Annotated in this window: 23 protein-coding genes, 1 tRNA gene and 1 pseudogene; 12 read left to right on the top strand and 13 right to left on the bottom strand. The window is 50.7% G+C overall.

Features of this window, described 5'->3' with window-relative positions; translation table 11 throughout:
* Positions 1–49: 49 nt before the first annotated feature.
* From NA624_RS04400 to NA624_RS04375, 6 genes and pseudogenes are all read right to left on the bottom strand, one after another.
* Positions 50–1006 carry a DUF5069 domain-containing protein gene (locus NA624_RS04400; protein WP_223196638.1) on the bottom strand — a complete coding sequence of 319 codons (957 nt, stop codon included), beginning with the start codon at positions 1004–1006 and terminating at the stop codon, positions 50–52.
* Between the two features lie 751 nt (positions 1007–1757).
* Positions 1758–1865: pseudogene (locus tag NA624_RS04395) on the bottom strand (hypothetical protein); the annotation flags it as partial.
* 366 nt (positions 1866–2231) lie between these two features.
* A complete protein-coding gene (locus NA624_RS04390) occupies positions 2232–2540 on the bottom strand; it encodes a CcdB family protein (RefSeq protein WP_001199743.1) in 309 nt (102 codons plus the stop codon).
* A gap of 2 nt (positions 2541–2542) precedes the next feature.
* Positions 2543–2782, bottom strand: a complete 240-nt coding sequence (locus NA624_RS04385; protein ID WP_000016244.1) for a type II toxin-antitoxin system CcdA family antitoxin — start codon at positions 2780–2782, stop codon at positions 2543–2545.
* A gap of 108 nt (positions 2783–2890) precedes the next feature.
* Positions 2891–3115 (bottom strand): CopG family ribbon-helix-helix protein, encoded by a 225-nt coding sequence (locus NA624_RS04380; RefSeq protein WP_031233173.1) that lies wholly within the window; start codon positions 3113–3115, stop codon positions 2891–2893.
* A gap of 477 nt (positions 3116–3592) precedes the next feature.
* A tRNA-Leu gene (locus NA624_RS04375) sits at positions 3593–3677 on the bottom strand.
* A 222-nt stretch (positions 3678–3899) separates the two neighbouring features.
* Here NA624_RS04375 and ahr point away from each other — a divergent pair.
* On the top strand, positions 3900–4919 hold the full coding sequence (gene ahr / locus NA624_RS04370; protein WP_000152558.1) for an NADPH-dependent aldehyde reductase Ahr: 1020 nt from the start codon (positions 3900–3902) through the stop codon (positions 4917–4919).
* A 27-nt stretch (positions 4920–4946) separates the two neighbouring features.
* Here the strand turns inward: ahr and idnK are convergent, their stop codons facing one another.
* Positions 4947–5477 carry a gluconokinase gene (gene idnK, locus NA624_RS04365; RefSeq protein WP_000896756.1) on the bottom strand — a complete coding sequence of 177 codons (531 nt, stop codon included), beginning with the start codon at positions 5475–5477 and terminating at the stop codon, positions 4947–4949.
* A gap of 216 nt (positions 5478–5693) precedes the next feature.
* Between idnK and idnD the strand changes: the two genes are divergently transcribed.
* The 4 genes from idnD to idnR all read left to right on the top strand — a co-directional run bounded on the left by idnD (position 5694) and on the right by idnR (position 9957).
* The gene (gene idnD / locus NA624_RS04360) at positions 5694–6725 is read left to right on the top strand and encodes an L-idonate 5-dehydrogenase (RefSeq protein WP_000453354.1); all 1032 of its coding nucleotides are present in this window, start codon (positions 5694–5696) and stop codon (positions 6723–6725) included.
* Between the two features lie 24 nt (positions 6726–6749).
* A complete protein-coding gene (gene idnO / locus NA624_RS04355) occupies positions 6750–7514 on the top strand; it encodes a gluconate 5-dehydrogenase (protein WP_000998680.1) in 765 nt (254 codons plus the stop codon).
* A 61-nt stretch (positions 7515–7575) separates the two neighbouring features.
* Positions 7576–8895, top strand: a complete 1320-nt coding sequence (idnT, locus tag NA624_RS04350; protein ID WP_001128356.1) for a gnt-II system L-idonate transporter — start codon at positions 7576–7578, stop codon at positions 8893–8895.
* 63 nt (positions 8896–8958) lie between these two features.
* Complete coding sequence (gene idnR / locus NA624_RS04345) at positions 8959–9957, top strand: DNA-binding transcriptional regulator IdnR (protein WP_001244061.1); 999 nt, start codon at positions 8959–8961, stop codon at positions 9955–9957.
* A 216-nt stretch (positions 9958–10173) separates the two neighbouring features.
* Here the strand turns inward: idnR and lptG are convergent, their stop codons facing one another.
* The 3 genes from lptG to NA624_RS04330 all read right to left on the bottom strand — a co-directional run bounded on the left by lptG (position 10174) and on the right by NA624_RS04330 (position 12470).
* A complete protein-coding gene (gene lptG / locus NA624_RS04340) occupies positions 10174–11256 on the bottom strand; it encodes an LPS export ABC transporter permease LptG (RefSeq protein ID WP_001182242.1) in 1083 nt (360 codons plus the stop codon).
* Positions 11256–12356 carry an LPS export ABC transporter permease LptF gene (gene lptF / locus NA624_RS04335; RefSeq protein WP_000584132.1) on the bottom strand — a complete coding sequence of 367 codons (1101 nt, stop codon included), beginning with the start codon at positions 12354–12356 and terminating at the stop codon, positions 11256–11258. The genes lptG and lptF overlap by 1 nt, the downstream gene beginning before the upstream one ends.
* 63 nt (positions 12357–12419) lie before the next feature.
* Positions 12420–12470 (bottom strand): hypothetical protein, encoded by a 51-nt coding sequence (locus tag NA624_RS04330; RefSeq protein WP_212724070.1) that lies wholly within the window; start codon positions 12468–12470, stop codon positions 12420–12422.
* Between the two features lie 280 nt (positions 12471–12750).
* On the opposite strand from NA624_RS04330, the gene pepA reads away from it, so the two are divergent.
* From pepA to NA624_RS04315, 3 genes are all read left to right on the top strand, one after another.
* Entirely contained in the window at positions 12751–14262 is a 1512-nt protein-coding gene (gene pepA, locus NA624_RS04325; RefSeq protein ID WP_000397158.1) for a leucyl aminopeptidase, read from the top strand.
* Between the two features lie 136 nt (positions 14263–14398).
* Positions 14399–14842, top strand: coding sequence for a DNA polymerase III subunit chi (gene holC / locus NA624_RS04320; RefSeq protein ID WP_001523689.1), 444 nt, complete (start codon positions 14399–14401; stop codon positions 14840–14842).
* A complete protein-coding gene (locus NA624_RS04315) occupies positions 14842–17697 on the top strand; it encodes a valine--tRNA ligase (RefSeq protein ID WP_000416353.1) in 2856 nt (951 codons plus the stop codon). The genes holC and NA624_RS04315 overlap by 1 nt, the downstream gene beginning before the upstream one ends.
* 141 nt (positions 17698–17838) lie before the next feature.
* Here the strand turns inward: NA624_RS04315 and NA624_RS04310 are convergent, their stop codons facing one another.
* Positions 17839–19026, bottom strand: coding sequence for a YjgN family protein (locus NA624_RS04310; RefSeq protein ID WP_001066980.1), 1188 nt, complete (start codon positions 19024–19026; stop codon positions 17839–17841).
* A 194-nt stretch (positions 19027–19220) separates the two neighbouring features.
* Here NA624_RS04310 and NA624_RS04305 point away from each other — a divergent pair, with 194 nt between their 5' ends.
* Both NA624_RS04305 and NA624_RS04300 read left to right on the top strand, forming a co-directional pair.
* Positions 19221–19724 carry a GNAT family N-acetyltransferase gene (locus NA624_RS04305; RefSeq protein WP_001519079.1) on the top strand — a complete coding sequence of 168 codons (504 nt, stop codon included), beginning with the start codon at positions 19221–19223 and terminating at the stop codon, positions 19722–19724.
* Positions 19725–19830: 106 nt separating this feature from the next.
* The gene (locus NA624_RS04300; RefSeq protein ID WP_000826197.1) at positions 19831–20319 is read left to right on the top strand and encodes a DUF3617 domain-containing protein; all 489 of its coding nucleotides are present in this window, start codon (positions 19831–19833) and stop codon (positions 20317–20319) included.
* A 233-nt stretch (positions 20320–20552) separates the two neighbouring features.
* Here the strand turns inward: NA624_RS04300 and miaE are convergent, their stop codons facing one another.
* Positions 20553–21365: a tRNA isopentenyl-2-thiomethyl-A-37 hydroxylase MiaE gene (gene miaE, locus NA624_RS04295; RefSeq protein WP_000218453.1), complete on the bottom strand. Its 813-nt coding sequence runs from the start codon at positions 21363–21365 to the stop codon at positions 20553–20555.
* A gap of 11 nt (positions 21366–21376) precedes the next feature.
* Positions 21377–21793, bottom strand: coding sequence for a ribonuclease E inhibitor RraB (rraB, locus tag NA624_RS04290; RefSeq protein ID WP_000002940.1), 417 nt, complete (start codon positions 21791–21793; stop codon positions 21377–21379).
* Between the two features lie 16 nt (positions 21794–21809).
* On the opposite strand from rraB, the gene argL reads away from it, so the two are divergent.
* Both argL and argF read left to right on the top strand, forming a co-directional pair.
* A complete protein-coding gene (gene argL / locus NA624_RS04285; RefSeq protein ID WP_371045364.1) occupies positions 21810–21989 on the top strand; it encodes a putative translational regulatory protein ArgL in 180 nt (59 codons plus the stop codon).
* On the top strand, positions 21959–22963 hold the full coding sequence (gene argF / locus NA624_RS04280) for an ornithine carbamoyltransferase (RefSeq protein ID WP_000103041.1): 1005 nt from the start codon (positions 21959–21961) through the stop codon (positions 22961–22963). Before argL ends, argF begins: the two co-directional genes overlap by 31 nt.
* Positions 22964–23001 lie beyond the last annotated feature (38 nt).

The following is a 23001-nucleotide window of genomic DNA, read 5'->3' as shown; positions in this document are numbered from 1 at the left end:
TCTGGTCTCAAAAAACGCGGGATCTTACCACATTATCATTGTTGGGACATTACTGATTGCGCAACTGCACAGTGTGGAACAAGGCACGAAATCGCTTCTCTTCAAAACTGTTGCCGCTATCACGAAAGACACGCAGAGCACGTGATGCACTGGTATCAGGCACCTCTTTGAGATGTTGTAATACCCAGGCTTCGACCTCTTCCGGAGTCCTGCGCACGCCTTGTTTCTTGCAGGCCGCTGGCAACGTAGAAAACTGTTTATTCAACCTATCGGCTAATAATCCCAAATTTTCATATTCTTCTCGAGTAAACTGCTCTATTACATACTGCGCGATTTTTATATTCAGCATCAGCATGTTGCAATTTAGCCATTCAGCAATTCGCTTGTTACTTTCCAGTAAATAACGATTTAATGGCGACTTAACTCGAGAGGAAGATATTATCAAAACCTGTTTTTCTGCTGAATGCAGATAAGATAAACCAGAGGTCACATCTGGCCCAATGGCACTTATATAATCGGGCGAACCACAAATAATAAAGTACTCATTTGGTTTGGCCTTCATTAGTTCAGTCAACGAAACAGGATGCTTCTCCTGAAATGGTGAATGTTTATTTAATTCAGACCACCATCTCTGATGAAATTCTTTTCCTTTATAGGATTCATTGAATAATGGAATAGAGTCATTATGACCAACCGCAAAAGTTGCCTGGTATGGTACAACCTTATCGCCTCGTTTTAGTAGTCCTAGCCCAGCAGAAAGGACCCATAATTCAACTGGATATTTCTCATGGATAGAGATTGCTGTCGCCCAGTGTCCACCTTTATACAGTTTCTCAACAGGCAAAGTATGTCCAGCAGAAATAGTCGAATTAACGACCTTACACCATGCCTGGATTAAATTTTGGCAACTGGAAAGAGAAGTTGACCACGTTGCGAGATTCAGTATCGGATAACCGTTACTGTGCTTACCATTTGTACATGTTGTTATCAGATTAATTTGGCTCACAGTAATACCCTCAGAAACCCCCGCACAAAGCTACAACATGAGAGATTAGGTTGCAAGCCTGAACAAATAAAAATGTGTTTCCATACACTGACGTTCAGTCTAGTGAGCACGATATTCGTAATACACATCCTGAACTTCGCGACAGGATGCACACCGCTGAATAATCCCCTGCGACTCTAGGGATTCGCAAAACTCACGGCAATCAGACAAAAGGTGTTGGGAAGGTTGTGCTTTTTTATCTGAAATCAATGCTCTGGCAAGAGTGTCATAGCTAAAGCCACCAGCAGAGTGTGAGATCAGTTCCAACGCGGCCTTCGTATCAAATGACAACATCACATACACTCCATTAGTGGCTATGAGTATAGGTATAAATAATTCAAGTCGAATTTGCAAGCATTGAATATGGTTCATATTTAATAGACCAATACCCATTTATAACAATTAGCATATTAACGATATAGAATTAATCACCTTATTGTTTTCACCTGCATAACACTTTAACTCAATCATTATTTTACCATAATATCTTTTGGCCCTTACCCAATAATAAAGTAATTAACTAAACTGATCAGGTTAGTTGTTTTAGCAAAAACATCTCACACCGGTTTTCACCATCAACAAGCACGACACGCAACCAACAACACAAAAAGGAACGCCCCATGCCCCCACACAAAATCCGCCAGGAGTGGCTGACGCTGGACGAGATGACCCTGGCCCAAATTCAGTACAGTGCTAAATCAGAGATCTTCGTCTTTCTGACCCTGGCCGAAACCTCGAGATACAAACCACCGCCATCGGCCATTTTGTAGGTTTTGTCTTTTGGCTTTGCGGTCTCGACCTGTCTGGCGTTGAGCTTCATTTGGGGGCACATTTCTAATCGAAGTTAAGATGCCCCCAATGACATCCGGATTTCAACGGACAACCTCGGACGACCAGGACGGAAAAATCGCTGCAAGCATTGATTTTAAAGGGGTTGGTGGACTTTCTCGGATGGTCTTGGAAGTACTAATGGTGCGAAGGCCGCACCGCGATTCTCGACGTAACCTATTGAAGTAAATAAGATTACAAAACAAGAGAACCGCTATATATACTCACATGTATACTCATGCACGATTCTCTGAGAACGCAGTTAACTTAAAATCACGCCTCATCTTCTTCCACAGGTTCAAGCGCGTCAAATCCCCTCCAGAACGGTGAACAACTCTCCATTTGACCTGCAAGCCATTCAGAACCCGTCAAAGATAAAATCGAGAGCATTTTTGATGGTTTGCCTGTGGGAACGAACGTCCATCACCTCATCACCAATCTGCGAAAGCCTGATACTCGCCATTTCGTGAGTCATCACCAGATAGTCATTACCTTCCACATTCAGAGTGGGCGTGAGGCGCTTAACTGGGTTATTTACCAACCTGCTCACAGGAAACAATGGGATAACCATGCGAGTATGCAGTTCATCAATAATATCGCTTTGCACATCAAGTAAATAAGGATAAGCCTTGCTGTTTCCTTTATTGCGATAAACCATGTATTGCATGATTAAAACGTCCTGTAATCGTCCGATAAAAGGCCGTGCTCATCAGTAATACGATTGAGCTCCTGCAAACCCGCTCTATTTTCTGCTTTCCAGCGTTCAACGCCTGTGGCACTGATTTCCTCTTTCAGCGCGGCGGTAAGCACCGCAGACAGATTAATACCTGCATCACGGGCTTGCTGAAGCAATGCAGGTTCCAGCGTGACACTGACTGTTTTTTTATGTCGTACACTCATACCCGACATAGAGCCTCCTGAAATTACACGTGTAATAAACACATGTATCTAGTATGGGGAGTATTTAAGCAAATGGCAATGAGAGGCGACTATCTCGGATAGCAATATCTTTGCCTGTCATGTTTCCTTTAAACGGTTAGCGAAATCCACCATGTCCGAATGACTCACCACACGACCGGCATCCACATCGGCAAGACCGGCCTGGATGCTCTGGTGACGTCGCTCTCTTTCAGCCAGCATGGAGAGTAATGCTTCCTTTATGACCCAGCTCTTTGAACGATCCAGCTCTACAGCCAGATTCTCAACGGCAAGAGCCAACTCAACTGGAATCTGAGCGCTGATGGTCTGTTTAGCGGAAGATTATGGATAGCTTTCTACATCAGGCGTCGTTCGTCACGGGGAATTGGTGCTATGATCGGCATCGCTCAGTCCGGTTGGTGATTCGTGATTTTTGGCGATTGATCAGATCGCACAATCCGGGCTGAGTTCCCTCAAAGTGATCTACTATTTGGCGCAGCTATTTAGGTTTTACAAGTAAGGAACATGCCGTCACCGTCAACAAGTGAATACTCTTTATCCTCAGGTTTCGCAGAACGAACTTTAGTATCCGTTAGGTCATGATGGACCTCCTTCGATTGGTATCTCGTGAGTATACAAGCAATATAGAATCGGAAAATATACTCATTAGTATACTCACAAGCTTGTTGATGTGGGTTGAGTTAGATTGACTTCAGTTGAAGGAAAAATCGCGGAAAGCTTTGTGTGGCGCGGATTTCAGGCATAAAAAAAGACCTCAATTGAGGTCCATTTACATGCTTTTGGTGCCGAAGGCCGGACTCGAACCGGCACGTATTTCTACGGTTGATTTTGAATCAACTGCGTCTACCGATTTCGCCACTTCGGCACTGAAGAGGTATGCGGAAAACGTTGTGGATTATACCTGTCATACGCCGCCATGCAAGCACGAGCATACACCTGTATCGCTAAGTGCTGAAAATTTCAGCAGCGTTGAGTATTAAATAGAATAATCAGGCTACTTCCCGCCTTCTCCAGCAGATTAACGCCGGGCGTCCCTTGCCTCCATGCTCTACACTTTTCAGTTCAACACCACATTAAGGGAAACACAATGACGATAATAAAAAGCTACGCCGCCAAAGAGGCGGGCGGCGAGCTCGAACTCTATGAATATGACGCGGGAGAACTCCAACCGGAAGATGTCGAGGTACGGGTCGACTACTGCGGGATCTGCCATTCCGATCTGTCAATGATCGACAATGAATGGGGGTTCTCTCAATACCCTCTGGTTGCCGGACATGAGGTCATTGGTCGGGTGGCCGCACTCGGCAGCGCGGCACAGGATAAGGGGCTAAAAGTCGGCCAGCGCGTTGGAATCGGCTGGACGGCGCGCAGCTGCGGACACTGCGATGCCTGTATCAGCGGCAATCAAATTAACTGCCTGGAAGGCGCAGTGCCCACTATCCTCAATCGTGGCGGTTTTGCCGAGAAGCTTCGCGCGGGCTGGCAGTGGGTAATTCCTCTTCCGGAGAATATGGATATGGCGTCCGCAGGCCCGCTGTTATGTGGCGGCATTACGGTCTTTAAACCGCTACTGATGCACCATATTACTGCTACCAGCCGCGTTGGCGTCATCGGTATTGGCGGGCTTGGGCATATCGCCATAAAGCTGTTACATGCAATGGGCTGCGAAGTCACCGCGTTCAGCTCAAATCCATCGAAAGAGCAGGAAGTGCTGGCGATGGGGGCCAATAACGTGGTGAACAGCCGCGATCCGGAAGCGTTAAAAGCACTGGCGGGCCAGTTCGATCTCATTATTAACACGGTCAACGTCGATCTCGACTGGCAGCCCTACTTCGAAGCGCTGACGTATGGCGGCAACTTCCATACCGTTGGGGCCGTATTGAAGCCGCTGCCCGTACCGGCGTTTACATTAATTGCCGGCGATCGCAGTATCTCAGGCTCGGCAACCGGAACGCCATATGAACTTCGCAAACTGATGAAATTCGCCGGACGCAGCAAAGTCGCGCCCACCACGGAACTGTTCGCAATGTCACAAATCAACGAGGCTATCCAGCACGTTCGCGACGGCAAAGCCCGCTATCGTGTAGTGCTAAAAGCTGACTTCTGACCGCCTGACTCAGCGCTTTGACAATGATCAGGAAGCGCTGAGTGCCTGACGAAAAGCCTGTACAGCCAGTCGGCACTGCTCCGTCACGTGCTCGATGTCATGATTAACATCGATACGCGCAATATCATGTTCATCGGCACACGGTCGCTCCAGCGCGTCAAACTGACTTTGCAGCAGGTCTGGCGGCATAAAATGCCCGGCACGACGCTGCATTCGCTGCAGAATGGTAGCGTAATCGCCATCCAGCCACAGGAAATGTACGTTAGGGCTGCTCTTACGTAAAATATCGCGGTACTGTTTTTTTAATGACGAGCAGACAATAAATCCCGTCTCATTTTTTTTATAAAGACTGTATGAAGCGTCATTTAATCGTTCCAGCCAGGGTAAACGGTCTTCATCAGTTAACGGTATTCCCTGAGACATTTTATCAATGTTTTTCGCCGGATGGAGATCATCGCCGTCAATAAACTTCGCAGAAAATAATGTTGCAATTTTGCTGCCTATTAAAGATTTACCACTACCTGAAACACCCATTAAAATATAGCTTTCCCCGGCCATTTAAATACCTCTGAGTCATATTCCACACCACAATATTACGCCTCTACGTTCGACAATTTCACGTTTTTTAATTTCCATAGAGAAGAACTCTAAGGCACATCACGTTATGCGTAACATTGTAGTGTAACAATTTTCCAGCGTGACATAAGTCACAAATAATGACAAATAAAACCGCTTAAATGCGTTCAGGGTAACTACCTGACCAGTGAGGAATTTATGGAAGTAAAAACTCAATCCTGCGTTGTTGCGGGTAAGCGTGCTGTTGCCGTTACGGAACAAAATATTGAATGGAATAATAAAGGAACACTCGTACAAATTACCCGAGGCGGCATTTGTGGGTCTGACTTACATTATTATCAGGAAGGCAAAGTCGGCAATTTTACAGTAAAAGCGCCAATGATTTTAGGTCATGAAGTGATTGGCAAAATCGTTCATAGCGACTCAGATTTATTACGTGAAGGTCAACCGGTAGCGATTAATCCATCGAAGCCTTGCGGTCATTGCAAATACTGTCTGCAGCATGAAGAAAACCACTGTACTGAAATGCGTTTCTTTGGCAGCGCCATGTATTTTCCGCATGTCGATGGCGGTTTTACCCGATTTAAAGCTGTCGATACCGCTCAGTGCATTCCCTGGCCGGAACAGGCGGACGAAAAAGCCATGGCCTTTGCCGAACCGCTGGCGGTTGCCATTCATGCGGCTCATGAGGCGGGCGATCTGCAGGGCAAACGCGTCTTTATCTCCGGCGTTGGCCCTATCGGCTGCCTGATTGTTAGCGCGGTAAAAACGCTGGGCGCGGCGGAAGTGGTATGTGCCGATATCAGTACCCGTTCTCTCTCGCTGGCCCGGCAGATGGGCGCGGATACGCTGGTGAACCCACAGCATGACTCTCTTGATGGCTGGAAAGCAGAAAAAGGGTATTTCGATATCAGTTTTGAAGTCTCCGGGCATCCTTCCTCTATCTCAACGTGTCTGGAAGTCACACGGGCCAAAGGCGTGATGGTGCAGGTTGGCATGGGCGGCGCAGTCCCCAACTTCCCGATGATGATGGTAATAAGCAAAGAGATCTCCCTGAAAGGCTCTTTCCGCTTTACTACCGAATTTAATACTGCGGTTTCCTGGCTTGCCAACCGCGTTATCAATCCGCTGCCGTTACTGAGCGCGGAATATCCATTTACCGACCTGGAAGCGGCGCTGATCTTTGCCGGAGACAAAACACAGGCGGCAAAAGTTCAGCTCGTTTTCTGAGAAAGTAAAATAAGGGACACTATCATGAACGATCTTTTTTCACTGGCAGATAAAAATATCCTTATCACCGGAGCCGCTCAGGGAATTGGTTATTTGCTGGCAACCGGTCTTGGTCGCTATGGCGCGCGCATTATTGTTAACGATATTACCCCGGAACGCGCCGAAACAGCCGTGACGAAACTTCAGCAGGAAGGGATAAAGGCTATTGCCGCTCCCTTTAATGTCACCCATAAACAGGATATTGAAGCTGCGGTTGAACATATCGAAAAAGATATCGGCGTCATTGACGTCCTGATAAATAACGCCGGTATCCAGCGCCGTCATCCGTTTACTGAGTTTCCCGAGCAGGAGTGGAATGACGTCATCGCCGTAAATCAGACCGCGGTTTTTCTCGTCTCTCAGGCCGTTACGCGCCGTATGGTGGCGCGGCAGGCAGGAAAAGTGATCAACATCTGTTCGATGCAAAGCGAGCTGGGCCGCGACACGATTACGCCATACGCCGCGTCGAAGGGTGCCGTGAAGATGCTGACTCGCGGCATGTGCGTGGAGCTGGCGCGTCATAATATCCAGGTCAACGGTATTGCGCCGGGATACTTCAAAACGGAGATGACCAAAGCGCTGGTTGAAGATGAAGCCTTCACCTCCTGGCTATGCAAACGTACGCCTGCCGCACGCTGGGGCGATCCCCAGGAGCTTATTGGCGCAGCGGTGTTTCTCTCGTCAAAAGCTTCCGACTTTGTTAACGGACATCTGCTGTTTGTCGATGGCGGTATGCTGGTTGCCGTCTGACCAGGGAAATACGACGCAGCGCGTAAGCGCTGCTATTTTGGCGCTAATAAGAGAGACGAATATGCCATTAATAATTATTGCGGCAGGCGTTGCGCTGCTGTTGGTCTTAATGATTGGCTTTAAAGTTAACGGCTTTATCGCCCTTGTTCTGGTTGCCGCCGTGGTGGGATTTGCCGAAGGGATGGGCGCGCAAGACGTCCTGCACTCCATACAAAACGGAATTGGCGGTACTCTGGGCGGACTCGCCATGATCCTCGGTTTTGGCGCGATGCTGGGAAGATTAATTTCCGATACCGGCGCCGCGCAGCGCATTGCGACGACGCTCATTAATACGTTCGGCAAAAAACGCGTGCAATGGGCGCTGGTGATCACCGGGCTTATCGTCGGCCTGGCAATGTTTTTTGAAGTCGGATTCGTACTGCTGTTGCCGCTCGTTTTTACGATTGTGGCCTCATCGGGACTGCCCTTGCTGTATGTCGGGGTTCCAATGGTCGCCGCCTTATCCGTTACGCACTGCTTCCTGCCGCCGCATCCCGGCCCTACCGCTATTGCGACAATTTTTGAGGCAAATCTCGGTACGACCCTGCTGTATGGGTTAATCATTACCATACCGACAGTGATTGTTGCCGGCCCTCTGTTTTCAAAATTACTGGCGCGATTTGAAAAAGCGCCGCCTGAAGGATTATTTAATCCTCACCTATTCAGTGAAGAAGAGATGCCGTCATTCTGGAACAGTATTTTTGCCGCCGTGATCCCGGTCATTCTGATGGCCATCGCAGCGGTATGTGAAATCACGCTGCCAAAAACGAATGCCGTGCGGGTTTTCTTCGAATTTATCGGTAATCCAGCAGTGGCGTTGTTTATTGCCATTATCATCGCCATTTTTACGCTGGGCCGACGCAATGGACGTACGGTTGAGCAGGTGATGGATATCGTCGGCGAGTCCATTGGCGCTATTGCGATGATTGTTTTTATCATCGCGGGCGGCGGCGCGTTTAAGCAAGTGCTGGTGGATAGCGGCGTGGGTCAATATATCTCGCAATTAATGACCGGCACCTCGCTATCTCCGTTATTAATGTGCTGGACGGTAGCCGCCGTGCTGCGTATTGCGTTAGGTTCCGCGACCGTGGCCGCGATAACCACAGCGGGCGTCGTATTGCCGATTATTAACGTAACCCACGCCGATCCGGCGTTAATGGTACTGGCGACAGGCGCGGGAAGCGTTATTGCATCACATGTTAACGATCCCGGTTTTTGGCTGTTTAAAGGGTATTTTAATCTTAGCGTCGGGGAAACCCTACGCACCTGGACCGTTATGGAAACATTGATTTCTGTCATGGGGTTGCTGGGCGTACTGGCGCTGAATGCGGTTCTGCATTAATTCATCATCCGCAGCCCAATTAACCATGGGGGCGACGTTCCCGCCCCCGGTACTGGAGAAAACATGAGGAATCACAGAATTTCTTTGCAGGATATCGCTACGCTTGCTGGCGTGACAAAAATGACGGTGAGCCGTTACATCCGCTCACCGAAAAAAGTCGCCAGGGAAACCGGCGAGCGTATTGCGCAGATCATGGAGGAAATTAACTACATACCAAATCGCGCGCCAGCTATGCTGTTAAACGCGCAAAGTTACACTCTGGGCGTGCTGATCCCCTCTTTTCAGAACCAGTTGTTTGCCGACATTCTTGCCGGGATTGAATCCGTAACGTCGGGTCATAACTACCAAACTCTCATTGCGAATTACAATTACAATCGCGATTCGGAAGAAGAGTCCGTTATCAATTTACTGTCTTACAATATCGACGGCATTATTCTTTCAGAAAAATATCATACCCTCAGAACCGTCAAATTCCTGCGTTCAGCTACCCTTCCGATTGTAGAACTCATGGACATCCAGGGCGATCGCTTAGATATGGAGGTGGGGTTTGATAACCGTCAGGCCGCCTTTGATATGGTCAGCACCATGCTGGATAAACGCCAGCGGCGTAAAATCCTCTATCTGGGTTCAAAAGACGATATCCGTGATGAGCAGCGTTATCATGGCTACTGCGATGCGATGACGCGCCGGGGGCTGGCACCGTTGCGCATCAATCCCCGCGCTATCTCCTCTATCCATCTGGGGATACAGCTAATGCGTGATGCGCTTGCTGCGCACCCGGACGTGGATGGCGTCTTTTGTACTAATGACGATATCGCAATGGGCGCTCTACTGTGGTGCCGCGAGCGTCAACTGGCCGTACCGGAGCAGATCTCCATCGCCGGCTTCCACGGTCTGGAGATGGGCAGGCAAATGATACCGAGCCTCGCCAGCGTAATTACCCCTCGTTTTGAGATCGGGCGCAGAGCCGCGCAGATGTTGCTCAACAAAATTAAAAATAACGATCTCAACCATAATACGATTGATTTGGGTTATCAGATTTATCACGGCAGCACGTTATAAATTTTTTGATCTACTTTTTCCCGCAGCTTGCCTGAGCTTAACGCGTAGCCAAAAGCGCCACGCGTCAGGTTACGCACTACATCATTCGAGGAATACCAGGCGGTCTGCCGGATGGCGGCGGAAAGGACTTATCAGGCCTACGGGTCATAGTAGGCCTGATAAGCGCAGCGCCATCAGGCACTGCGCTTTACTGCATTGCCGGATGGCAGCCTGTGATTACGACTTACGCAGCATTAGCCACAGGCTAATCAGGAAGAAAGACGCGCTCGGCAGCAGCGCGCCGACAATCGGCGGAATGCCGTATACCAGCGTCAGCGGGCCAAAAATCTGGTCGAGAACGTAAAAGACGAAGCCGAAGCTAATCCCCGTCACCACGCGCACGCCCATCGGCACACTACGCAGTGGGCCAAAGATAAACGACAGCGCCATCAGCATCATCACCGCCACGGAGAGCGGCTGGAAGATTTTACTCCACATATTGAGCTGATAACGTCCGGCGTCCTGTCCGCTCGACTTCAGATATTTAACGTAGTTATGCAGACCGCTGATGGAAAGCGCATCCGGGTCCAGCGCCACCACACCTAACTTATCCGGCGTCAGATTCGTTTTCCAGGTACCGCTCACCGTCTGCGAACCGGTGATCTGTTTCGGGTTTTGCAGATCGGACTCATCCACCTGCGACAAACGCCAGACCTTATGCTCCGGGTCGAATTTTGCCGAAGCGGCGTAACGCACCGACTGCAAACGACGCTGATCGTTGAAAGCGTAAATACTAATGCCGGCCAGCTCCTCGTCGCCCTTCACCCGTTCAATATAGACAAAGTTATTCCCGTCTTTCGCCCACAGACCTTGCTGGGTGGAAAGCAGCGAACCGCCATACATCGCCTGCGCACGATAGTTACGCGCCATCTGCTCGCCCTGCGGGGCGACCCATTCGCCGATCGCCATGGTTAACAGCACCAGGGGGATAGCCGTTTTCATCACCGACAGCGCCACCTGCATACGGGTGAAACCCGATGCCTGCATCACCACCAGTTCGCTACGCTGCGCCAGCATCCCCAGTCCCAGCAGCGCGCCAAGCAGCGCCGCCATAGGAAAGAAGATCTGGATATCCTTAGGTACGCTGAGCAGGGTGTACATACCCGCGCCCAGCGCGTCGTAGTTACCCTGCCCCGCTTTTTTCAGCTGATCGACAAACTTGATGATCCCGGAGAGCGACACCAGCATGAACAACGTCATCATGATGGTGGTAAAAATGGTTTTACCGATATAGCGGTCAAGTACACCAAATGGCTGCATTATACCGCTCCTTTACGCAGAAAACGGGCACGCAGGCGGCGGACCGGCACCGTATCCCACAGGTTTAAACCAATCGCCAACGCCAGATAGATCAGGTTGACCGCCCACATCCAGATAACCGGGTCCAGTTTGCCTTTACCGCCATTCGATTTAATGGAGGTCTGGATCAGGAAGAACAGCAGATAAAGCAGCATGGCGGGCAACATAGACAAGACGCGCCCCTGACGTGGATTCACCACGCTAAGCGGCACGACCATCAGCGCCATCATAAATACGGTAAAGACTAACGTGATACGCCAGTGCAGCTCGGCGCGAGCGCGATCGTTGTCGGTATTCCACAGCGTGCGCATGTCCATCTGGTCGGTATCGTTCGGGTCCAGCGCCACGGCCTGATGGCCAATAATCGCCTGATAGTTCTGGAAGTCGGTGATGCGAAAATCGCGTAGCAACGCCGTTCCTTCAAAACGTGTCCCTTTGTTTAAGGTGACAACCTGGGAACCATCGCGCAACTGAGTAAGGTGTCCGGAATCAGCCACTACCACAGAAGGACGAGCATTGCCCTTAGGGCGAATCTGCGCCAGGAAAACATCGTGGAAGTCGCTGCCGTCAACGCTTTCGATAAACAGCACCGAGCTGCCGTTAGTCGCCTGCTGGAATTGCCCCTGCGCCAACGCCGCCATACCGGGGTTCGCTTTCGCCTCCGCCAGCACTTCATCCTGGTGTTTTGACGACCAGGGGCCGGCCCACATCACGTTAACCGCCGCAAGGATACCGGTAAATAACGCCAGTACCATGGCGGCCTTTACCAGCACGGCTTTGCTCAACCCACAGGCGTGCATGACCGTAATTTCACTTTCGGTATACAGTTTGCCCAGCGTCATCAGCAGCCCCAGGAACAGGCTTAAAGGCAGGATGAGCTGCGCCATTTCCGGTACGCCCAGCCCCAGAAGCGAGAGCACCAGATTTGCGGGAATATCGCCGTCAACCGCCGCGCCGAGAATCCTCACTAACTTTTGACAAAAGAAGATCAAAAGTAAGATGAAGAGTATCGCCAGCTGGCTTTTGAGCGTCTCCCGCACCAGATATCTTATGATTATCACTTTAAATACGCCCGTAAAAACCCATTTTTTTGCTGGAATTTAGCTTGTTTCATGGCTTAAACGTCATTTATTCTCTTGAGTCGTCGAAATCATCGCTAAGATCATTATACTCAGCGGATTCACCTCTCAGAACTTGTTCTGACGTGCCAATGCCGTAATAACGTTAAGATTAACACGAAGTCACCGCAACAGCGGATATGAGTTACGAAAGCTTTCAATTTCTATACTCTAATGGATTTCGAGTTGCAGGCAGGCGGCAAGACTGTGGAGCCCCGGAGCTTACATCAGGTAAGCGACAGGGGTGAGCAGGCGCAGCCAACGCATCTGCAACTTGAAAGACGACGAGTATAGCTGTAGCCACCACTGTTGTCTTTAAGATTCAGGAGCATAGTGCATGGAGTTCAGTGTAAAAAGCGGTAGCCCGGAGAAACAGCGGAGTGCCTGCATTGTCGTGGGCGTCTTTGAACCGCGTCGCCTTTCTCCGATTGCAGAACAGCTCGACAAAATTAGCGACGGATACATCAGCGCATTGCTGCGTCGCGGCGAACTGGAAGGAAAACCGGGGCAGACTCTGTTGCTGCACCATGTTCCTAACGTTCTTTCCGAGCGAATCCTCCTCATTGGTTGCGGCAAAGAGCGCGAGCTTGATGAACGTCAGTATAAGCAGGTTATTCAGAAAACGATAAATACTCTGAATGATACCGGTTCGATGGAAGCCGTCTGTTTCCTGACCGAACTGCACGTCAAAGGCCGCAACAACTACTGGAAAGTGCGTCAGGCCGTCGAAACGGCCAAAGAGACGCTTTATAGCTTTGATCAACTCAAGACCAACAAGAGCGAGCCGCGCCGCCCGCTACGTAAGATGGTCTTTAATGTGCCGACCCGCCGTGAGCTCACCAGCGGCGAACGCGCCATTCAGCACGGTCTGGCCATCGCCGCCGGGATTAAGGCAGCGAAAGATCTCGGCAACATGCCGCCCAATATCTGTAACGCCGCCTACCTGGCGTCACAGGCGCGCCAGTTGGCCGACAGCTACAGCAAAAATGTCATCACCCGCGTAATCGGCGAACAGCAAATGCGCGAACTGGGTATGAACGCTTATCTGGCGGTCGGCCACGGTTCGCAGAATGAATCGCTGATGTCGGTGATTGAGTACAAGGGCAATCCATCCGAAGACGCGCGCCCGATCGTGCTGGTGGGTAAAGGCCTGACCTTCGACTCCGGCGGCATCTCCATCAAGCCATCTGAAGGGATGGACGAGATGAAGTACGACATGTGCGGCGCAGCGGCGGTTTACGGCGTGATGCGTATGGTTGCCGAGCTTCAGCTACCGATTAACGTTATCGGCGTGCTGGCGGGCTGTGAAAACATGCCGGGCGGACGCGCGTATCGTCCGGGCGACGTGCTGACCACCATGTCTGGTCAAACCGTTGAAGTCCTGAACACCGACGCCGAAGGCCGTCTGGTTTTGTGCGACGTGCTAACCTACGTTGAGCGCTTCGAACCGGAAGCGGTTATCGACGTGGCGACGCTAACCGGGGCCTGCGTGATTGCGCTGGGCCATCACATTACCGGTCTGATGTCGAACCATAACCCGCTGGCGCATGAGCTGATCGGCGCGTCCGAGCAGGCGGGCGACCGCGCGTGGCGTCTGCCGCTGGGCGATGAGTTCCAGGAACAACTGGAGTCCAACTTTGCGGATATGGCTAACATCGGCGGCCGTCCTGGTGGTGCTATCACCGCGGGCTGCTTCCTGTCGCGCTTTACCCGTAAATATAACTGGGCGCACCTGGATATCGCGGGTACCGCATGGCGTTCCGGCAAAGCGAAAGGCGCGACGGGGCGTCCGGTAGCGCTGCTGTCGCAGTTCCTGCTCAATCGCGCGGGCTTTAACGGCGAAGAGTAAGTTTGAGATTACCCCGTAGGCCTGATAAGGCGCATTAGCGCCGCCATCAGGCGTTTTGCCGGATGGCGCTGCGCTTATCCGGCCTACGGGAGGCATCATGGCAACGCATTTAAATCCACCACAAGAAGCCCCATATATGAAAAATGCGACGTTCTATCTTCTGGATAATGACACTACCGTCAATGGTTTAAGCGCCGTTGAACAACTGGTGTGTGAAATTGCCGCAGAACGTTGGCGCGCCGGCAAGCGCGTGCTGATCGCCTGCGAAGATGAGAAGCAGGCCATTCGGCTGGATGAAGCGCTGTGGGCAAGACCGGCGGAAAGTTTTGTCCCGCACAATCTGGCAGGCGAAGGCCCACGCGGCGGCGCGCCGGTTGAAATTGCCTGGCCGCAAAAACGCAACAGCAGCCCGCGCGATATTTTAATCAGCCTGCGTACAAGCTTTGCAGATTTTGCCACCGCTTTCACAGAAGTGGTAGACTTCGTCCCTTACGAAGAAACTTTGAAACAACTGGCGCGCGAACGCTACAAAGCCTACCGCGTGGCTGGTTTTAACCTGAATACGGCAACCTGGAAATAATGGAAAAGACATATAACCCCCAAGATATCGAACAGCCGCTTTACGAGCACTGGGAAAAGCAGGGCTATTTCAAGCCTAACGGCGACGAAAGCAAAGAGTCCTTCTGCATCATGATCCCGCCGCCGAACGTCACCGGCAGTTTGCATATGGGACATGCTTTCCAGCAAACCATCATGGATACCATGATCCGTTACCAGCGTATGCAGGGTAAAAACACCCTGTGGCAGGTCGGCACCGACCACGCCGGGATCGCAACCCAGATGGTGGTTGAGCGCAAGATTGCCGCTGAAGAAGGTAAAACCCGTCACGACTACGGCCGCGATGCGTTTATCGACAAAATCTGGCAGTGGAAAACGGAATCCGGCGGCACCATTACCCGTCAGATGCGCCGTCTCGGCAACTCCGTTGACTGGGAGCGCGAGCGCTTCACCATGGACGAAGGCCTTTCCAATGCCGTGAAAGAAGTCTTTGTCCGCCTGTACAAAGAAGACCTGATTTACCGTGGCAAACGCCTGGTGAACTGGGACCCGAAGCTGCGCACCGCCATCTCTGACCTGGAAGTGGAAAACCGCGAGTCCAAAGGCTCGATGTGGCACATCCGCTATCCGCTGGCCGATGGCGCGAAAACCGCAGACGGTAAAGATTACCTGGTCGTCGCCACCACCCGTCCGGAAACCGTACTGGGCGATACCGGCGTGGCCGTGAACCCGGAAGATCCGCGTTATAAAGATCTGATTGGCAAATTCGTTATTCTGCCGCTGGTTAACCGCCGCATTCCAATCGTTGGCGACGAACATGCCGATATGGAAAAAGGCACCGGCTGCGTGAAGATCACCCCGGCGCACGACTTTAATGACTACGAAGTCGGGAAACGTCACGCCTTGCCGATGATCAACATCCTGACCTTTGACGGCGACATCCGCGAAAGCGCGGAAGTGTTCGATACCAAAGGTGAAGAGTCTGACGTTTATTCCAGCGAGATTCCGGCTGAGTTCCAGAAGCTGGAACGCTTTGCTGCCCGTAAAGCAGTCGTTGCTGCCGTTGACGCGCTGGGCCTGCTGGAAGAAATTAAACCGCACGACCTGACCGTCCCTTACGGCGACCGTGGCGGCGTGGTTATCGAACCGATGCTAACCGACCAGTGGTATGTGCGTGCAGACGTGCTGGCGAAACCGGCGGTGGAAGCGGTTGAAAACGGCGACATTCAGTTCGTGCCGAAGCAGTACGAAAACATGTACTTCTCCTGGATGCGTGATATCCAGGACTGGTGTATCTCTCGTCAACTGTGGTGGGGTCACCGTATCCCGGCATGGTATGACAACGACGGCAACGTCTACGTTGGCCGTACAGAAGACGAAGTGCGTCAGGAAAACAACCTTGGTGCCGACGTTCAGCTTCGTCAGGACGAAGACGTTCTCGATACCTGGTTCTCCTCCGCGCTGTGGACTTTCTCCACCCTCGGCTGGCCGGAAAACACCGACGCCCTGCGTCAGTTCCACCCCACCAGCGTGATGGTGTCCGGCTTCGATATCATCTTCTTCTGGATTGCCCGCATGATCATGATGACCATGCACTTCATCAAAGATGAAAACGGCAAGCCGCAGGTGCCGTTCCATACCGTCTATATGACCGGTCTGATTCGCGACGACGAAGGCCAGAAGATGTCCAAATCCAAGGGTAACGTTATCGACCCGCTGGATATGGTGGACGGCATCTCCCTGCCGGAACTGCTGGAAAAACGCACCGGCAACATGATGCAGCCGCAGATGGCGGAGAAAATTCGCAAGCGTACCGAGAAGCAGTTCCCGAATGGCATCGAGCCGCACGGCACCGACGCCCTGCGCTTTACCCTGGCGGCACTGGCTTCGACCGGCCGCGATATCAACTGGGATATGAAGCGTCTGGAAGGTTATCGTAACTTCTGTAACAAGCTGTGGAACGCCAGCCGCTTTGTGCTGATGAACACCGAAGAGCAGGATTGCGGCTTCAACGGCGGCGAAATGACGCTGTCGCTGGCGGACCGCTGGATCCTGGCGGAATTCAACCAGACCGTTAAAGCCTACCGCGACGCGCTGGACAGCTTCCGCTTCGATATCGCCGCGGGCATTCTGTATGAATTCACCTGGAACCAGTTCTGCGACTGGTATCTGGAGCTGACCAAGCCGGTAATGACCGGGGGTTCCGAGTCTGAACTGCGCGGCACCCGCCATACGCTGGTCACCGTTCTGGAAGGTCTGCTGCGCCTGGCGCATCCTATCATCCCGTTCATTACCGAAACCATCTGGCAGCGCGTGAAGGTTATCTGTGGCATTACCGCCGACACCATCATGCTGCAGCCGTTCCCGGAATATAACGCCGCACAGGTGGATGAAGCCGCGTTGGCCGATACCGAGTGGCTGAAGCAGGCGATCGTCGCAGTACGTAACATTCGTGCGGAAATGAACATCGCCCCGGGCAAACCGCTGGAACTGCTGCTGCGCGGCTGTAGTGAAGAAGCCGTTCGTCGTGTTAACGACAACCGTAGCTTCCTGCAAACCCTGGCGCGTCTGGAAAGCATCACCGTGCTGCCAGCCGATGACAAAGGCCCGGTTTCCGTGACCAAAATCATCGACGGCGCCGAACTGCTGATCCCGATGGCTGGCCTCATCAACAAAGAAGATGAGCTGGCGCGTCTGGCGAAAGAAGTGGCGAAAATCGAAGGCGAGATTGCCCGTATCGAAGGCAAACTGTCCAACGAAGGTTTCGTTGCCCGCGCGCCGGAAGCGGTCATTGCCAAAGAGCGTGAGAAGCTGGACGGTTACGCAGAAGCGAAAGCGAAGCTGATTGAGCAGCAGGCGGTTATTAGCGCGCTGTAATCTGAAAGCCTGATGGCGCTTCGCTTACCAGGCCTACACGTTCGCTTATTGACATGGCGCGATCGGTAGGCCGGATAAGGCATTCACGCCGCCATCCGACAACATGAATTATGGGCCGACGTAAACGTCGGCCTTTTTACATCAGATAAACGGGAAGTAAGGCATGATGCCACGAGAAATCCACATTAGCAGACTGTTTTCCAGCGGCTTCTCATCATTGGTTAACTCAAGCGAATCCAGATCGCCCTGGACCTGTGTATTCTGCGCCAGCCAGCTCACCAGCCAAATTTTCAACCACGGATAAGCCAGCCCTAACGTCACGCCGGAAATCACAAACACCACCAGTAACCGCCACAGCATACCGTGTGCAGTGACAGAGGAATGAAAACGAATCGAATCGTTCGCCAGTGACAAATTGTTTAAAAACAGGTTGCGTAACGCCACATATAAGTAACTGGTTACCACCATAATCGCGAGAAAATAGAGGAAATAACATGCCATTATCTGGCCATAATATTGCAGAATAAGCGCCCCTCCTGCCTGCGCATTCCCCATCATACTCAAAAGAATCATGTCGGTGAACACCGGCGCGATTAGATAACCAATCACGACAGCAAAAGGGAAAAGGGTCAACATTGCCAACACGCACCCTCTGATGCACGTTTTAACATTAACCTGAATCGAGAAACGATGAATGCCAAAGTTTGCGCCATTGCCAAACAAGGTCATCCATTTGCTGTAGGTAATACCGTTAATGACCCCTATCCCAATAATAGCCAGCAAACCGAGAAAAACGATATTGAACACTAAACCGCCGACGGCGATGGTTACCAGTGAGATAATATAAAGAACAATATAAAGCGCCACCATCAGGAGTACCGGGAGAGCGAACATGTACCACCAGGCGCGCCGCATGGAACACTGGAATCCAAAATGTACGCCATTAAGCGAAGTCATCATCGCCTGATACTGTAATCCTTTCACCGCCATAAAAGGAATAATCGCAATTAATAAGCCGAATAGCGTAAAACCGAGACCGGGATGACCGTGTTCAATAAGAGAGAGGCTAACAATATAAATAATAAAAACTAACAACACACTAATAAATAATGCGCCGCCCGTGGCTTTGTAAGCAAAAGGCTGATTGTTTAGCGTCATATTAGTATAAATATAACGTCGACATTTCACCATCGCCCACGGCGCATAGATTCCCAACGTGATACACGTCAACAAGAAATTCACAAGGCAAATAACAAAATACTTTCCGCCCTTGCCTGTAAACACCAACGTGTGATTATGGTTATCTTTACTACTGATAACGTTATTCATGAATCATATCCCTGAATTACAATCTATTAGAATTAATAATAAAAACCAGTAAATTGTTACTGATTTGACTACGATACTATTTTTGTTTAATTTTTCCGCCTTTTATTTTGTCTGATTCAGGATCTCCTTGCGCGTGACTCAAGACGGTGGTATTAAAGTAATCTATAAATAAATTTTAAAAATTGAGCCATATTATGAATAATGTCGCCTCGCCAACGCTCACGGTGCGCCGAATCACTACCGCCGACAATGCCGCTATTGCCCGTGTCATCCGTCAGGTTTCAGCGGAATACGGACTTACCGCCGATAAAGGTTATACCGTTGCCGACCCCAATCTGGATGAACTGTATCAGGTTTATAGCCAACCGGGCGCGGCCTACTGGGTGGTAGAGCAAAACGGTTGTGTGGTGGGCGGCGGCGGCGTGGCGCCGTTATCCTGTAGCGAACCAGACATTTGTGAACTGCAAAAAATGTATTTTTTACCGGTGATTCGTGGTCAGGGACTGGCGAAAAAGCTGGCGCTGATGGCGCTGGATCATGCCCGTGAACAGGGTTTTAAACGCTGCTATCTGGAAACAACGGCTTTTTTACGCGAGGCGATTGCGCTATACGAACGTTTAGGATTTGAACATATTAGCGAACCGCTCGGCTGCACCGGACATGTCGATTGCGAAGTGAGGATGTTAAAGGATCTCTGAAAATCAGGCGTTTATTTATCCTCGCCAGGTATTATTTTTGCTGATATAAGTAATCCCGGAAACATCCTGTTATCCGGGAATCACTTATTATTCAAGGAAGTTATAAATGAAACGCCTATTATCAGCAATTGTTTTCCCCGCTATGTTTATTAGTATCTCTAATGTATATGCATTAGATATACAGCCCGGCGAATGGAAAATGGAAAATATAGAAATGCGCACCATCAATCCAGATACAAAAGAAGTATTAATGGATGAAAAAAATTCGGGCATAGCGACGCTTATGTGTTATACCCCTAAAATGTCTGGAGATTCTAAAAAAATGGTGAAGGGTTTTTCTACCAGTGCAGGCGGTTGCACGACAACATTTGTAGAAAGTACGGATACCAAACTGATCAATGAGACTGTCTGTAATAATCCTGATGTCAAATCGCACTCTATTGTAGAAACGACGAAAATAAGCGATACAGAATTTGCGATGACCATGAAATCGGATGTCGATGCAGGAGGTAATAAAACAACCTCCATCAACAAAATTAAACAAACCTTTGTTGGCAAGACCTGCTCTGAAGCGTCAAAAGGCGTGAAACAGTAAGTATTTCAACACAAGAACCCGTAGTGATGATGCAAAAATGGCATTGTTCAAGGTCACCTTTCGGGAATATAACACTGAGTGAGTTCTTTTTGCCTGCCGCAGGGCAGGCTTTACTCAGGACAGAATATCATGAAAATGACTTTTTCTGCTCGCCAGCAGTTTGATGTCGGGCGGATGACCACGCAGGTGGCGACAGCGTAAAAGATAAAAACGCTAATCTTTAATTTTACCCTTTATCCGGCGGCTGGCACGCCGCTATGAAAACGAAACTCGCGGTCTGGCGACAAGATAAGGTCAGCTTCCACGTCGCCAAAATAGCGCACGCGCGCAGAAATGTCCTCGGTGGAAATCTGCTGCGCCAGCGCCAGGTAATCCTGATAATGCCGCGCTTCGGAGCGCAGAAGCGAGAGATAAAACGTCTGTAAATCCTCATCCAGCCAGGGCGCCAGAGCGGCAAAACGTTCGCAGGAGCGGGCTTCGATATACGCCCCGCAAATCAGCTTATCAATTAAGGTGAGCGGTTCGTGCGTGCGTACCGCTTTCAACATTCCTTTCGCGTAGCGGCTGGCGGTGATTTTCACATAAGGAATGTTTCTGGCCTGCATAACCTCGCGTACCTGCCAAAAATGGTGCAACTCCTCTTTAATCAATAACACCATACGGTCGATAAGCTGACGTCCCCAGGGGTCATCAGTTTGCGGCATGGCGCTTTTGCTAATCTGTCTATGCAGGGCAACAAAATCCGGCTCCGGCCCCTGACGAAACGCGAACGCCTCGTAAGGTTGCAGCCAGGCGAGCAGCGCGTCGGCGCCCGATTTATCAGCGACATATTTACGCACCAACAGCAACGCGGTTTGCGCAGCCTTCAGTTCGCAGATCAAGTGATCGGTAAGCAGAAGAGGAAGATTTTGCGGATCGCGGGCCTGGACAATCCACGCCTGCGGCGTCGGGCAATGCAGGAAATTAAGCACCGGAGAGAGTATTTGCGGGTAATTCATACGTAACCTGTTAAAAAAATACGACAGCAGACGCTGCCGTACCGTCATACTATACAGCTTTAGTGACGCACGCCGTCGTCATCTTCATCGACATAATCGTCGTCGTCACCCTCTTCGCCATTAGGGTCTTCGAAATAGGTTCCCCAGCCGTCGTATTCAACATCATATTTTTCCGCCAGGTTCATCAGTTGCTCAACCTGAGCGTCGATGAGTTCGGCGTTCAACGCGCACTCGCTGAGGATGTCGCAACAAATAACCGTATCGCCCTCTTCCACTTCCAGCTCTTCCGGCTCCGTCACTTCATAGCCGAGTTTAAAGGCTTCTACCGCGGCTTTTTCCAACGTTTCGAAATCGTCAGCGGAAAGGTGATGCTCGATAGTGTACAGCGCATCCGGATCGCTGCCGTCCTCAAGTAACTCTTCAATAATTAACCGCGTTTCTTCACGCTGCTCTTCCAGTAATTCCGGGTTTGCCATAGCTCGTTCCTCATAGATGTCCTGCCGATACTCTTATTGTCACATACCGCCGACGTTGCCTCCACCTTATCGAGAAAAGTTTTATCAAACAGGGTTGCAAATGAATAATCATCCATATAAAGTGAATTTTAATTCAATGAGAGGCCTAAGCCATGTGAGGGAAGTATGTCTACGTTTTACCAAAAACCTTTTTTAAAGTTACTTGATTTCACCGCCAGCGAACTCACTGCTCTGTTGCAGCTTGCCGCCAAACTGAAAGCCGATAAGAAAAACGGTAAAGAAGAACAAAAGCTGGTGGGTAAAAATATTGCGCTCATCTTCGAAAAAGACTCGACCCGGACACGATGCTCTTTCGAAGTTGCCGCATACGATCAGGGGGCGCGCGTGACGTACCTGGGCTCCAGCGGGAGCCAGATCGGCCATAAAGAGTCCATCAAAGATACTGCCCGCGTCCTGGGCCGGATGTTTGACGGTATTCAGTATCGAGGATATGGCCAGGAGATCGTCGAAACGCTGGCTGAATATTCCGGTGTGCCGGTATGGAACGGTTTAACCGATGAGTATCACCCAACGCAATTACTGGCGGATCTGCTCACCATGCAGGAACATCTGCCGGGTAAAGCCTTTAACGAGATGACGTTGGTCTATGCCGGAGACGCGCGTAATAACATGGGTAACTCCATGCTGGAAGCCGCCGCGTTAACAGGATTGGATCTCCGTCTGGTCGCGCCAAAAGCCTGCTGGCCGCAAGCCGCGTTAGTGGCGGAGTGCAGCGCCATGGCGAAAAAGAACGGTGGCGCCATCACCCTGACCGAAGATATCGCCTCGGGCGTAAAAGGCGCGGATTTTATCTATACCGATGTTTGGGTCTCTATGGGCGAACCCAAAGAGAAATGGGCGGAGCGTATTGCCCTGCTGCGTGATTATCAGGTCAACAGCCAGATGATGGCGTTAACCGGCAATCCGCAGGTTAAGTTCCTGCATTGTCTGCCTGCGTTCCATGATGACGAAACCACGCTTGGCAAAAAAATGGCCGAAGAGTACGGTTTACATGGCGGGATGGAAGTGACCGACGAGGTTTTTGAGTCTGCGGCCAGCATTGTCTTTGATGAAGCGGAAAACCGAATGCATACCATCAAAGCAGTAATGGTAGCGACGCTGTCTAAATAATGTCGTTATGATGCCGGATGGCGGTTGGCCTACAAAAT

Origin of the sequence: Salmonella sp. NW38 (assembly GCF_051807745.1) — a bacterium.
Taxonomy (GTDB): Bacteria; Pseudomonadota; Gammaproteobacteria; order Enterobacterales; family Enterobacteriaceae; genus Salmonella; species Salmonella enterica.
This window is presented reverse-complemented; position numbering and strand designations above follow the sequence as displayed.